The organism is Lacimonas salitolerans, from assembly GCF_042677865.1.
GTDB classification, from domain to species: Bacteria; Pseudomonadota; Alphaproteobacteria; order Rhodobacterales; family Rhodobacteraceae; genus Lutimaribacter; species Lutimaribacter salitolerans.
Genome location: NZ_JBHUDD010000027.1, coordinates 1 through 12,933 on the forward strand (window position 1 = coordinate 1; position 12,933 = coordinate 12,933).

General features: G+C 67.6%; 15 protein-coding genes. 6 read left to right on the plus strand and 9 right to left on the minus strand.

Annotated elements, in window-relative coordinates:
- Nucleotides 1-194 precede the first annotated feature (194 nt).
- Nucleotides 195-389, plus strand: a complete 195-nt coding sequence (locus ACFTOW_RS02335) for a hypothetical protein (protein ID WP_379912670.1) — start codon at nt 195-197, stop codon at nt 387-389.
- Between the two features lie 40 nt (nt 390-429).
- Here ACFTOW_RS02335 and ACFTOW_RS02340 read toward each other — a convergent pair whose 3' ends face one another.
- From ACFTOW_RS02340 to ACFTOW_RS02350, 3 genes are all read right to left on the minus strand, one after another.
- Entirely contained in the window at nt 430-1,590 is a 1,161-nt protein-coding gene (locus ACFTOW_RS02340; RefSeq protein ID WP_379912672.1) for a cytochrome P450, read from the minus strand.
- Nucleotides 1,591-1,645: 55 nt separating this feature from the next.
- Nucleotides 1,646-2,413 (minus strand): EcsC family protein, encoded by a 768-nt coding sequence (locus tag ACFTOW_RS02345; RefSeq protein WP_379912674.1) that lies wholly within the window; start codon nt 2,411-2,413, stop codon nt 1,646-1,648.
- 63 nt (nt 2,414-2,476) lie between these two features.
- Nucleotides 2,477-2,962, minus strand: a complete 486-nt coding sequence (locus ACFTOW_RS02350) for a GNAT family N-acetyltransferase (protein WP_379912676.1) — start codon at nt 2,960-2,962, stop codon at nt 2,477-2,479.
- A 107-nt stretch (nt 2,963-3,069) separates the two neighbouring features.
- Here ACFTOW_RS02350 and ACFTOW_RS02355 point away from each other — a divergent pair, with 107 nt between their 5' ends.
- The 4 genes from ACFTOW_RS02355 (at nt 3,070) to ACFTOW_RS02370 (ending at nt 6,123) form a co-directional block, all read left to right on the plus strand.
- A complete protein-coding gene (locus ACFTOW_RS02355; RefSeq protein ID WP_379912678.1) occupies nt 3,070-3,675 on the plus strand; it encodes a flavin reductase family protein in 606 nt (201 codons plus the stop codon).
- A 199-nt stretch (nt 3,676-3,874) separates the two neighbouring features.
- Nucleotides 3,875-4,525, plus strand: a complete 651-nt coding sequence (locus tag ACFTOW_RS02360; protein WP_379912680.1) for a CatB-related O-acetyltransferase — start codon at nt 3,875-3,877, stop codon at nt 4,523-4,525.
- 77 nt (nt 4,526-4,602) lie between these two features.
- Nucleotides 4,603-5,475, plus strand: coding sequence for an S-methyl-5'-thioadenosine phosphorylase (locus ACFTOW_RS02365; RefSeq protein WP_379912682.1), 873 nt, complete (start codon nt 4,603-4,605; stop codon nt 5,473-5,475).
- Nucleotides 5,476-5,496: 21 nt separating this feature from the next.
- Entirely contained in the window at nt 5,497-6,123 is a 627-nt protein-coding gene (locus tag ACFTOW_RS02370) for a LysE family translocator (protein WP_379912684.1), read from the plus strand.
- A gap of 3 nt (nt 6,124-6,126) precedes the next feature.
- Here the strand turns inward: ACFTOW_RS02370 and ACFTOW_RS02375 are convergent, their stop codons facing one another.
- On the minus strand, nt 6,127-6,309 hold the full coding sequence (locus ACFTOW_RS02375) for a hypothetical protein (RefSeq protein WP_379912686.1): 183 nt from the start codon (nt 6,307-6,309) through the stop codon (nt 6,127-6,129).
- A gap of 275 nt (nt 6,310-6,584) precedes the next feature.
- Between ACFTOW_RS02375 and ACFTOW_RS02380 the strand changes: the two genes are divergently transcribed.
- Nucleotides 6,585-7,124 (plus strand): adenine phosphoribosyltransferase, encoded by a 540-nt coding sequence (locus ACFTOW_RS02380; RefSeq protein WP_379912688.1) that lies wholly within the window; start codon nt 6,585-6,587, stop codon nt 7,122-7,124.
- Here ACFTOW_RS02380 and ACFTOW_RS02385 read toward each other — a convergent pair.
- The 5 genes from ACFTOW_RS02385 to ACFTOW_RS02405 all read right to left on the minus strand — a co-directional run bounded on the left by ACFTOW_RS02385 (nt 7,119) and on the right by ACFTOW_RS02405 (nt 12,844).
- Nucleotides 7,119-8,336: an MFS transporter gene (locus ACFTOW_RS02385; protein ID WP_379912690.1), complete on the minus strand. Its 1,218-nt coding sequence runs from the start codon at nt 8,334-8,336 to the stop codon at nt 7,119-7,121. The two genes, ACFTOW_RS02380 and ACFTOW_RS02385, sit on opposite strands and share 6 nt — an antisense overlap.
- The gene (locus ACFTOW_RS02390; protein ID WP_379912692.1) at nt 8,309-8,605 is read right to left on the minus strand and encodes an ArsR/SmtB family transcription factor; all 297 of its coding nucleotides are present in this window, start codon (nt 8,603-8,605) and stop codon (nt 8,309-8,311) included. The genes ACFTOW_RS02385 and ACFTOW_RS02390 overlap by 28 nt, the downstream gene beginning before the upstream one ends.
- Before the next feature lie 59 nt (nt 8,606-8,664).
- Entirely contained in the window at nt 8,665-10,080 is a 1,416-nt protein-coding gene (locus ACFTOW_RS02395) for an FAD-binding oxidoreductase (RefSeq protein ID WP_379912694.1), read from the minus strand.
- Between the two features lie 14 nt (nt 10,081-10,094).
- Entirely contained in the window at nt 10,095-11,498 is a 1,404-nt protein-coding gene (gene murD / locus ACFTOW_RS02400) for a UDP-N-acetylmuramoyl-L-alanine--D-glutamate ligase (RefSeq protein WP_379912696.1), read from the minus strand.
- 125 nt (nt 11,499-11,623) lie between these two features.
- Nucleotides 11,624-12,844: a Coenzyme F420 hydrogenase/dehydrogenase, beta subunit C-terminal domain gene (locus ACFTOW_RS02405; RefSeq protein ID WP_379912699.1), complete on the minus strand. Its 1,221-nt coding sequence runs from the start codon at nt 12,842-12,844 to the stop codon at nt 11,624-11,626.
- Nucleotides 12,845-12,933 lie beyond the last annotated feature (89 nt).

The window sequence follows — 12,933 nt, forward strand, 5'->3', positions numbered from 1 at the left end:
AAGTCCGCCGACGAAATCCTCGCCTCCGTCAAAAGGTTCTGCCAGAAAACACTGGCAGGAACTTCAGATTCAGGTGACTAGTGCTTATTATCTATTTAACTTCTGTGTTCACAAAGATGGGGCTACATGGGGCAAGTTGGCATGCTGGGTTGACTTCTGGCCCCACCTTCATCCTGACACTTCTAGTCATCGCAATGGCAAATCTCAACGTGAATAGATACGGTGAATTGGGCATTTTGGCCCTTGTTGTCTTCGGCGGTGCAAACATCTTTTCAACAGGCAAGATCATGGGTTTGGCCGGTTGGGTTTTTCTGCTGGCGTCAACAATAGGTATTATCCTGATGATTGACTTTGGGAAGGTAATTTCTCGTCTCCGGTCAGATGGTTAGAGGCTCGGTCCTGCAGAGCGGAATACTGTTCCAGGTGCCCCTACCCCAGCCGCACTGGCACCGACAGCGGCCCGCGAAAGGCCCAGCCGCCGAACAGGGCCTCGCCTGCCAGTGCCAGCTTGGGGAACCGTTCGAACAGCATCGGCAGCGCCACCTCGGCGATCAGGCAGCGCGACGCCCAGGCCCCGGCGCAGAAATGCGGCCCCGCCCCGAATGATATCGCCGCCGAACAGTCCTGCGTTGGATCGAACACATCGGGCCGGGCAAACACCGCCTCGTCCCGGTTGCCCGAGCCGAACATGAAAAACAGCCGGTCACCGGCCTGCAGCCACACGCCGTCCAGATCGTGATCGCGCGCGATCCGGCGCGGCGACATGCCGATGGGGCTGATCCAGCGGGCGTATTCCTCGAAGACCTGTAACCATGTGATGTCACCTGCCCGCACCGCCTCCAGCCACTCGGGATGCGCCAGCAACGCCCAGGCCGCGCCCGCAATGGCATCGCGCGGCTCGTTCTGGCCGCCGGAAATTGCCAGTTTCACATTGGCGCGCATCTGCGCCTGCGGCAAACCCGCCTGCATCTGCACCGAGATCAGCGACTGGTCCGGCGCATCCGCCAGCGTGGCCATCCGGTCCGTGATATGCCGGTCGATCGACGCGGTGCACTCGTGACAGCGCGCCTCGACCTCTGGATCGCCCGCGTAATTGGCGCAGCCGTCGATCATGCCCTGGCTCACCCGGTCCATTTCGGGCCATGCCATGTTGGTCAGGCCGGTCATCGCCTTCAATGCCTCGGCGCTGACCTCCATCGCGTAATCCCTGACCAGATCGGCCTGCGCATGCCCCGCCAGCCGGTCCAGCGCCCGCGCCGCCCCGGCCTGAAACTGCGCCTTCCAGACATCGCGCACCGTCCTGGGCGACACCGTGGGAAAGATCGCCCGCCGCTCGGCCATATGCGCATCGCCATCCTTGCGCATCATGTTCTCGCCCATCAGCAGGGTCATCAGCCCCTCGGGCTGGCTGGAGGAGAACACCTCGACCCGCTTTTCATTCTCGAAAATCGCATCACGCCGGGTGATCAGCGTGGCCCCAAGCTGCGGCACGAAAGCCACGGGCGCGGATGCCCGCATCCGTTTCAGATCGGGATAGGGATCGCGCCAGAACGCGGGCGGGTCGATCTCGAATACCGGGGCGTCAGACATGCGCACTCCTCCTCGACGGCCAGAGTGCGCGGGCGCGCCCCGTCTGGCAAGAGGATCAGACCCGCGCCAACCGTGGCGTCACACGGGTGCGCAACTCCTCCAGCAGTTCGGCCTGCGGGCGGTCCGCCTCGATCGCCAGACGGCGCAGGCGGAAATGCACATGGGCCATCTCCTGATAGTAGCTGGTATAGGCGTAATTCGTGGCCGCCCCCGCCACGGCCCCCAGAACCGGCACGGTCTGCGCGGCCAGCTTCTGCCCCAGCACCGTCGCCAGACGCGGGGCGACCCGGGCGATCAACCCGTTCAGCGTGGCCCCGGTCAGGGTCAGCCGCGTGGCGACAAAGGCAAGATCGCTGCCGTCATCCGCCTCCAGCGGCCCGGCACTGGCCAGCACGGTGATGCAGTCGAACTGCACGTTGGCCTCGGCCGGATCAAACCCATGCTCGGCCGCCACGCCCTGTATCGCGCGCAGCAGCACCGTGGTGGTCACAGGCAACTCGGCCATGGCCGAGGGCAGACCGCCAAATCCGCCCGCCGCCCCCATCGCGGTGGTGACGGCCGTGTTCAGCCACCCGGGTTGATCCCCCACCATCCCGCGCGACGATTGCGCCGCGCGCATCGCCGCCCGCAGCGCGGCCTCGGTCGCGCCATCCAGGTTGTTGCGCACGGATCTGGGCAGCCGGTCCAGCAGCCCTTCGGCCCGCCCACCGATCATGTTGAGCACTTGAATGCCCACGCCGCCCGCCTCGGAATAGCGCCGCGCCAGCGCGTCCAGCTCGGTGTCCAGATCAATCGGTGTCAGTTCGGTCGTCTCGATATCCATGGGCTGCTCCTTGACCACCCCCTATAGATTGGCAGCCGCGTGCCCCGGTTCAAGCAGACACGATCAGGCAGGGCGTGTCACCTGCCCCTTTACCCCATCCCACGCGCCATCGCGCAGCGCCCGGCCCAGCACCCGGTCGGGGTTGGTAGGCGGCGGCATCTCGACACCTTCAAGTCGCGCAAATCCGAAACGGCTGTAATAGGGCGCATCGCCCACCAGCATCACCCGGTCCCAGCCCTGCGCCACCGCCCGCGCCAGGCTGTCGCGGATCAGCAGACCGCCCAGCCCCTCGCCCTGCCGGGTGGGATGTACCGCCACCGGCCCCAGCAACAGCGCACGCCGACCGCCCACATCCACCGGCCAGAACCGGATCGCGCCGCCCAGCACGCCATCGCCATCGCGCGCCACCAGCGACAGCCCGGCCACGGGCGGCACGCCATCGCGCAGACGGTAGCTCGACAGCGCCTCGCGCCCGGGCGCAAAGCACAGATCATAAAGGCCCTCGACCTCCCACCAGTCGTCCGCCCGCTCCTGCGCCAGTTGATACACCGCGCCATCCCCCGTAAACCGCTGGCAAGCCCCCTAGCATGGCGTTAGGTCTGGCACAAACCGACACACCTGCTGGAACGATCACTGCAACGATCAAGGGGACATCCATGTTTTTCGAGCCAAAGAACGGCCACGGCCTGCCGCACAACCCGTTCAACGCCATCGTCACACCCCGGCCCATCGGCTGGATCTCGACGCGCGGCACCGACGGGATCGACAACCTTGCCCCCTATTCCTTCTTCAACGCCACCGCCTATGTGCCGCCGCAGGTGATGTTCTCGTCCACCGGGGCCAAGCCCGACCGCCCCGGCACCAAGGACAGCGTGACCAACATCCGCGACACCGGCGTGTTCTGCGTCAACATCGTGGAATACGCGATGCGCGACGCGATGAACGCCTCCAGCGCCACGATCCCTGCGGATCACTCCGAGTTCGACCACGCCGGCCTGGCCCGCGTGCCCTGCGAGACCATTCCCTGCGCCCGCGTCGACGGCGTGCCCGCCGCGCTGGAATGCACGCTGGTCGACATCATCCCGCTGCGCGGTGCCGCCAATTTCATGGTGCTGGGCGAAGTCACGGGCATCTACATGCGCGATGACTGCCTGAAAGACGGGTTGTTCGACGTCACAAGCTTCCAACCCCTCACGCGGCTGGGCTATCGCGACTACTCGGTGATCACCGACGTCTTTTCCCTGCAACGCCCCGACGACTGAGCCCTGAGGTGCGCGCGGGCCGCGTCCCCCTTTCATGTTTCCTCTCTCTACAAATATCCCGGGGGGTCCGGGGGGCTGGCCCCCCGGNGCACCGATTGCGAAAACCCCCTACCTTTCGCCCATCAACAGGAGCAGGCCGATGACGTCCCACCGCTGACCGCACGCATAATCCCCGGTTTTCAGCGAAAGGACCGCGCCCATGCCGCGCCTGCCCGATCCCGACACGATCCATCCGATCATCCTGCCCGACGGCACCGCCCACACCGGCACGGTGTTTCTGGCCAATGTCATCGACCAGCCGAATTTCACCGTCGGCGCCTATAGCTACGCCTCCAGCCACTCAGCCCCCGAGACGCCGCAGGGCTGGGCCGCGCGGCTGGCGCCCTATCTCTACCCATTCTCGCAGGAAACGCTGCGGATCGGGCGGTTCTGCCAGATCGCCCATGGGGTGCGGTTCATCACCGCCTCGGCCAATCACGCGCATCAGGGGCCTTCTACCTTTCCGTTCGAGGTGTTCGACCTTGCCAACAGCACCGTCCCCCAGCCCGACATGCGCGACACGGAAGTGGGCCATGATGTCTGGCTGGGGATGGATGCCATCGTGCTGCCCGGCGCGCGCATCGGCAATGGCGTGATCGTGGGGGCCGGGGCAGTGGTGGGCGGCACCGTGCCCGCCTATACCGTGGTCGCAGGCAACCCCGCCCGCGTCCTGCGCCGGCGCTTTTCCGATGCCGACACCGCGCTGATGCAGCGGCTGGCCTGGTGGCACTGGCCTGCCGATCACATCGCCCGGCATATGCAGGTCATCCAGCACGGCAGCCCCGCCGTGCTGGCCGCCTGCGCGCCATAACCCCTTGCACCCGGCAGGCCGCGCACCGAATATGCGCCCGACGCCCCATCCCACCCAGATCAAAGGACAAGACCGCCATGACAGACCGCTTCATCGCCATCATCGGCGGCTCTGGCCTGTACGAGATCGACGGGCTGGAAAACACCGACTGGGTCAGCGTCGACACCCCCTGGGGGGCCCCCTCGGACGCGATCCTGACCGGCACGCTTGAGGGGCTGAAACTGGCCTTTCTGCCCCGCCACGGGCGCGGCCATGTGCTGGATCCGTCATCCGTGCCCTACCGCGCCAATATCGACGCGCTCAAGCGTCTGGGAGTGACCGATGTGATCAGCATGTCGGCCTGCGGCTCGTTCCGCGAGGAGATGGCGCCGGGCGATTTCGTGATGGTGGATCAGTTCATCGACCGCACGGTCGCGCGCGCCAGGTCGTTCTTTGGCCCCGGCTGCGTCGCCCATGTCAGCATGGCGCATCCCACCTGCGGCCCCCTGACCGACAGCGTGGCGCAGGCCGCAACGCAGGCCGGTGCCACCGTGCATCGCGGCGGCACCTATCTGGCGATGGAGGGGCCGCAATTCTCGACCCTGGCCGAATCGAACATGTACCGCGACCACTGGGGGGCCGACGTGATCGGCATGACCAATATGCCCGAGGCAAAACTGGCCCGCGAGGCCGAACTTTGCTATGCCTCGGTCGCCATGGTCACCGACTATGACTGCTGGCACCCCGACCACGACGCCGTGCAGGTGGCCGATATCGTCCGCACCCTGACCGGCAATGCCGACACCGCGCGCCGCACCATTGCCCATCTGCCCGCCCTGCTGAACCGCCAAAAGACGCCCTGCCCGCAGGGCTGCGACCGCGCGCTGGACACCGCCCTGATCACCGCCCCGGATAAACGCGACCCCGACCTGATCGCGCGGCTGGACGCCGTGGCGGGCCGGGTTCTGTGACCCGAACCAAGAAAGACACCCATGACGCTTGAGCTCTGGCTGACCTTCGTTGCGGCCTCGACGGCGCTGCTGCTGATCCCCGGCCCCACCGTGCTGATGGTGCTCAGCTATGCGCTCAGCCAGGGCCGCAGGGTCGCCCTGTCCTGCGCGGCGGGCGTGGCCCTTGGTGACCTGCTGGCGATGAGCGCGTCTCTGGCGGGCCTTGGCGCGCTGGTGATGGCAAGTGCGACGCTGTTCACCGTGCTGAAATGGGTCGGCGCGGCCTATCTGGTCTGGATGGGTTGGCAATTGCTGCGCAGCGCGCCTGCGACCGATGCCTCCCTGCCCGACGCCGCCCCCGTGCCCGCACGACGGGTGTTCCGCCATGCCGTGACGGTGACCACGCTCAACCCCAAGTCCATCGCGTTCTTCATCGCCTTCGTGCCGCAGTTCGTCGATGGCGCGGCCCCGCTGTCCCCGCAGTTCGGCATCCTGATCGCCACCTTCGTGGGTCTGGCCGCGCTGAACGCGCTGGCCTATGCCGCCCTTGCCGACCGGCTGCGCCGCATGATCGGCCGCCCCAGCGTGATCACCGGGCTGACACGGGGCGGCGGCGTGGCCCTGATCGCCATGGGCGTGATGACCGCCAGCCTGCGCCGCGCAACCTGAGCCCTAGCTGTTCGTCTTGAGGAACTGGCGGATGAACCCGCGGATTTCGCGCGCCGCCGAGGTGTCCATCTCCTTGCACAGCGCGACAAAGGCGTCGCGCTCGTCCTTGTCCAGCCGCAGGATCAACTGGCTGTCCTTGTTGCCGGACTTGCCCTCGCCCTTCTTCTCGCCGTGTTTCTTGCTCACATCACGATCCACTTGATTTTTGCATATTTTATGTATATACATTGGATATGCGTTTGCGATGCAACCCTAGTTCGCAGTTCTTCTGAAGGGAATGACAAAATGACTCCCCTTACTGCTAAATCCATTCTGCTGTCGCGCCGATCCAGACGTCATCGCACCCGGCGGCCCTCGCTTTTGCACCGGCTGATGCGCCTGCTGTCGCTGCGCGGCTGATCACCCTTGCACCTGTTCCGGCAATGCGCCACACCATCAGGCGCAACAGCCGGGGCAGGCCCATGACCACGCAGAAAACCGTCCGCGACTATATCCGCACCATCGTCGATTTCCCGCACGAGGGGATATTGTTTCGCGATGTCACCACCCTGTTCGCCGATCCGCGCGGGTTTCGCATGGCGGTGGACCAGATGCTGCACCCCTTCACCGGCCGTCGCATCGACAAGGTCGTGGGGCTCGAGGCGCGCGGCTTCATCCTTGGCGGTGCCGTGGCGCACCAGCTGGGCTGCGGTTTCGTGCCCGTGCGCAAGAAGGGCAAGCTGCCCGGCGCGGTGATCTCGGAGCACTATACCCTCGAATACGGCGAGGCCGTGGTCGAGGTGCATGACGACGCCATCGCCCCCGGCGAAACCGTGCTGCTGGTCGATGACCTGCTGGCCACCGGCGGCACGGCACAGGCTGGCATCAAGCTGGTCGAGCGTCTGGGCGGCGAGATCGTGGGCTGCGCCTTTGTCATCGACCTGCCCGATCTGGGCGGGCGTCAACGGCTTGAGGACATGGGCATGGACGTGCACGCGCTCTGTGCGTTCGAGGGTCTATAGCACTGGCGCCAGCACCCCGGCCCGCGCCATCACCAGCCGCAGCCAGATCAGCGGCAGCACCGCCACCAGCCCCAGCCACAGCGCCGCCCACAGCGCCCCCTGCACGCCCAGCACGGCGATCAGCGCGGCCATGCCCGCCGGTGCGCCCGCGCTGGCCAGCGTGCGCAACAGCGCCAGATTGCCCAGCCGCGCGCCGTATCCCACCGACCCGAACAGCGCCAGCGGCACCGACCCGCGCACGATGCTGGCCAGCCCCTGCCCGACACCGAACAGCATGGCAAACCCGGCCCCGGCCACCAGCACCGGCAGCCCCGCCAGCAGGCCCAGCACCGCCACCGGCAGCGCCAGCCCCGACACCAGCGCCACGCTGACCGGGTGCAACCCGCGCCAGAACAGCGCGTCGATCAGGCGGATCGACACCTGTGCCGGCCCCACCAGCATGCCCACCGCCACCGCCTGCGTGCCCAGCCCCACCGCCGTCAGGATCGGCACCATATGCACGCCGAACCCCGCGATCAGCGCCCCGCTCAGCGCGAAACTGGCGGCGACGGCGATGAACGCAGGCTGACGCAGCGCAGGCGGCAGCGGCGGAAACTCGGGCGCGCGCGGTTTCGGCGCGGTCGCATCCTCGACCTCGGGCGGCACCCGCGCCAGCCACAGATGCAGCGGCAGCGCGATCCCGCCATGCAGCACCGCAAAGGCCGCATAGGCCCCACGCCAGCCCCACAGGTCCACCAGCGCGGTGGTCAGCGGCCAGAACAGCGTCGAGGCGAACCCTGCAATCAGCGTCAGCCGCGTGATGTCGCGCCGCGCCCCCGGTCCGCGCAATCGCACCAGGGCCGCAAAGGCCGCGTCATACAGAACGGCGACCGAAATCGCCTCGATCAGCAGCACAGCGCCCGCCCACAGCCAGAACACCGGGGCCAGCGCCACGCCGATCAGCGCCAGCGCCACCGCCGCGCTGCCCCAGACCATCACGCGCGGCGCGCCGAAGCGGTCCATCGCCCGGCCCAGCACCGGCGCGGTAAACCCGCCCAGCAGCAGCCCGACCGAAAACACAACATACAGCACCGTTTCAGGCTGCTCAAACGTGGCCGCCACATGCGGCACAAGGATGGGAAAGGCATAGTACAGCGCGCCGTATCCCAGGATCTGCGTCACCCCCAGCGCCAGAACCGCCCACATCAGCCGCGCCCCTCGTCGGCACAGCATTCCGCCAGCAATGCCCCGCTGACGGCCTGCGCGCGCGCAAAATCCGCCCGGCAGATCAGCCGCGTGCCCTGCCGCTCCTGCACCACCAGCCCGGCCTTGATCAGCGCGGCCAGATGGTGCGTCATGGTTGACGGCACCAGCCCCAGCCGCGTGCCAAGCGCGCCCACCGCAAGGCCGCTGTCGCCCGCCCGCACCAGATGGCGGAACGCGGCCAGCCGGGTCGGCTGCCCCAGCGCGGCAAGGCAGGTGGCAAGGTCATCAGTATCCATGACGCGGCATTAGCACAGCCCAAAGGGCCTGTCATTCGGTAATCGCGGTAATACCGTTGTTATATATGCCGCAGAACCGCGCCGGGGTTCAGGATGCCGTTGGGGTCCAGCACATCCTTGATCGCCCGCATCGTTGCCAGCTTGACCGGATCGCCATACCGCTCCAGATCACCGACCTTCAGCCGCCCGATGCCATGCTCGGCGCTGACCGAGCCACCCATGTCATGCACCAGATCATGCACGCAGGTCTTGATCCCGTCGCGCAGGTTGTGAAACTCGGTCTTGTCGCGGCCCGCAGGCGGGAACACATTGTAATGCAGGTTGCCGTCGCCCAGATGCCCGAAACAGTTGATCCTGAACTCGCCCAGCCGCGCCAGCGCAGGCCCGGCGCGGTCGATGAAATCCGCCACCGCGCCCATGGGCAGGCTGATATCGTGGCTTGAAACCGAGCCCACACGCCGGTTCGCCTCGGGGATCTGCTCGCGCACCTCCCAGAACGCATGCCGCTGTGCCTCGTTCTGCGCGATGATCCCGTCGCTGACCAACCCGGCCTCGAAGCTTTCGGCAAACAGCGCCTCCAGAGCGCCAGCCGGGTCCAGCCCCGCCGCCAGCCCGACGTCGATCAGCACGAACCACTCGGGCGCGGTTTCGAAGGGCAGCCGGATATCGGGCAGCTTGTCGGCCAGAAAGTCCAGCCCCATGCGGTGCATCAGCTCGAACGCGCTGACGCCCTCGCCCATCCGGTCGCGCGCCAGCGCCAGCAGCGCCAGCGCATCCGCCGGGCTGTCAACGACCATCAGCGCCGTGCCCTCGCCCGCCGGGCGCGGGGCCAGCTTCAGACTGGCCGCCGTGATCACGCCCAGGGTGCCCTCGGACCCGATCATCAGGTTGCGCAGGTCATAGCCGGTGTTGTCCTTGCGCAGCCGGCTCAGCCCGTTCCAGACACGGCCATCGGCCAGCACCACCTCCAGCCCCAGGCACAGATCGCGCGCATTGCCATAGCGCAGCACGTTGACCCCGCCCGCATTGGTCGCCAGCAGCCCGCCGATCCGGGCCGAGCCCTTGGACGCGATCGACAGCGGATACAGCCGCTCGACCGCCTCGGCAGCATCATGCACATCCTGCAGGATCGCCCCCGCCTCGACCTCGATCACGTTCTCCTGCGGGTATGTCGCGCGCACCGCCGCCATCCGCTCCAGCGACAGCAGGACCGGCACAGGGCCCTCGCCCGCGACCTGCCCGCCCACCAGCCCGGTGCCCCCGCCATAGGGCACCACGCCGACGCGTGCATCGTTGCAGACGCGCAGCACAGCCGAGACCTCCTCGACCGATCCCGGGGCCACGACCACCGCCGCCTGCCCAGACCATCGCCCGCGCGGCTCTTCCAGATGGCGCGGCTCGGGCGCGCGCAGCGCCCTTTCCGGCAGCATCCCACGCAGATGATCGACAAAACCCTGATCGGCGTCCTTCAGCATCGTCGTCTCCCTGCTCACCCGTCCCGCAAACCGGCCATCACGCAGGCGATGAAATCCTCGCCGCGCTGCTCGAAATTGTCATACTGGTCGAAACTCGCCGCCGCCGGGGCCAGCAACACCACATCCCCCGGCTCCGCCTCGGCCATCGCCGCCGCCACCGCCTGCGCCATGGTGGTGCAGACCTCGGCCTCGACCCCGGGCAGTTGCATCGCAAACCCCGCCGCCTCGCGCCCGATGACATAGGCCTTGACCACATGGCCCAGCCCCGGGGCCAGCCCGTCCAGCCCGCCCTCCTTCTCCAGCCCGCCGCAGATCCAGCGGACCCGCTCGAACGCCAGCAACGCCTTCAGCGCGCTGTCCACATTCGTGGCCTTGCTGTCGTTCACATAGGCCACGCCACCCGCCTCGGCCACGCGCTGGCTGCGATGCGGCAGACCGGGATAGCTGTGCAAACCCTGCTCGATCACCTTGGGCGCCACCCCCATCGCGCGCAGCACCGCATAGGCCGCGCAGGCGTTCTGGTGGTTATGCGCCCCCGGCAGGCCCGCCACGCCGCGCAAATCGATGCTGGCCACCTGCCGGCCCTTGCGCCACTCGGTCAGAAACCCCTTGCGCGCATAGACCTGCCAGCCGGGACCAACCAGCTTGCGGGCGGCGCTGACACGGATCAGCCGGTCATCCCCCGGCCCCATGGCGATCTGGTTGGCCAGGTACTGCCCCTCGATCTCGTCCACGCCGATGATGGCCCGGTCCGGCCCGCCTTCGGCAAACAGCCGCCGCTTGGCCGCGAAATAGCCCCCCATGCCGCCGTGCCGGTCCAGATGATCCGGCGTCAGGTTGGTGAACACGGCAATGTCCGGCGTCAGCGCCCGCGCCAGATCGGTCTGATAGCTCGACAGCTCCAGCACCACCGCGCCGCCCTCGCCCGGCATCTCGATATCCAGCACGCCGCGCCCGATATTGCCCGCCAGCTCGCTGTCGCGCCCGGCCTCGTGCAGCAGATGATGGATCAGCGCGGCGGTGGTGGATTTCCCGTTCGACCCGGTCACCGCGATCACCCGGGGCGGGCTGTCATAGGCGTCAAACCCCGCCGCGAAGGAGCGGAAGAACAGCCCGATATCGTTGTCCACCGGCACGCCCGCCGCCCATGCGGCAGCGACCACCGGGTTGGGCCCGGGGTACAGATGCGGGATACCGGGGCTGACCACCAGACAGGTCACGTCATCAAACGCCCCCGCCCGGGTCAGGTCGCGGATCTCGATCCCCTCGTCCAGCGCCCGCTCCCGCGCCCGCGGGTTGTCATCCCAGCCGACCGGCGTGGCCCCGCCTGCGCGGAGCGCATGCGCCGCCGACAGGCCGGATCGCCCCAGACCCAGAACCGCCACCGCCTGATGCTCGAAACCCTGAACCGGGATCATGCGCGCCTCCACACGTTGCTGGCAGGATCGCTACCGCAAAGGCTGCGCAGGCGAAAGCCCCTTCATCTTGCCAGGTAAACTCCGGGGGTGAATGACGGCGCAGCCGTCAGAGGGGGCAGCGCCCCCTACCGCCGCTCCTCCGGACCCGGCAACAGACCATAGCGCGCCGCGACCCGCCAGACATGCGCAGGCACCATGTTCTTGACCCGTGCAGGATGGCCACGACGCAGGTGCAAAATGGTCTCGACCGCCTTCATCTCGACCCGCGCGCGGGCAAATTCCAGCCCGCGTGGCCCGATGCGCGGCTGCAACCAGGCCACGATCGGCCGCACCCAGTTCGGCATCCGGCGCAGCGGCAGCCCGCCCGCCGCGCGTTCGGTATTGGCCAGAAAGCCCTTGACCGCCGCCTCGCGCTTGCCCTTGTCGCTCAGCGCGCGCGTGGCCACCCGATCCCCCAGCGCCGCCAGCATTTCGGCCCCGCGCGCATTGCGCACGATCAGCCATTGATCGCCGTCACCGCCCATATAGCCCACGGTGATATCCGCCAGCCGGTTGGTATAGTCCACGCAGGTCTTGCAGGTCATCGGAAAGAAGTCGGCCGGCAGGTCGGAAATCGGCAGCTTCAGGAACGGCACGAACCGCGGCTTTCGCCCGTCGTCAAACCGCAGCTCGACGCGGAAATCCGCCCGGAACTCCAGATAACTCACCGTCTCGGGCCGGTCGTCCAGCAGGGCCAGGAACTCGTGAAACCGCGCCGTGGTGGTGTTGTCCGAACAGGGCGTACCGATCACGTACAGACGCTCCAGCCCCAGCTCCGCCTCCAGCGCGCGCAGGGCATAGACCTGACAGGGGATGCCCACCACGGCCAGCCGCTTGTGACCGGCGGCAATCGCAGGCTCCAGCAGCGCCAGCAGCGGCCCGAACCCCATGCGCATGCCACGACACTCCGCCATGGCCTCGGGGTCGGTCACGATCACCGGGCGCGGGGCCCAGCGATCGGCCGGGTCGGGCGCCGTGGCCAGCACCGCATCCACCGCGCCCGTGCGCAGCAATTGCGCCGCCAGCGCCGTGGTCAGCCCGGTCCATTGCGCACCGGGTGCTGGCGGGTCCAGCCGCGCGCGCAGCATCCTTTGCGTGACGCCGAAAAACGCCTCGTCCCCGGTCGCCCCGCCTGCCCGGCCATGCACCCGGGCCTCCAACCCCTCGTAATCGGGCTGGATGAACTGGCAGGCCCTGCCACAGGCCTTGCCATCGCCCATGCGCGACACCCCGCAATCGGTGCACAGCCCGGTGCGCGGCGCGCCGGTCAGCGGCGGCGCGGTCAGTCCCTTGGATGCATCAAACATGGCACGGCCTCCCCCTCGCAGATGTGTCAACGCTAATTGACACATCCCGGTTTGACCAGCCCAAGCTTCATCTTGCCAGGTAAACTCCG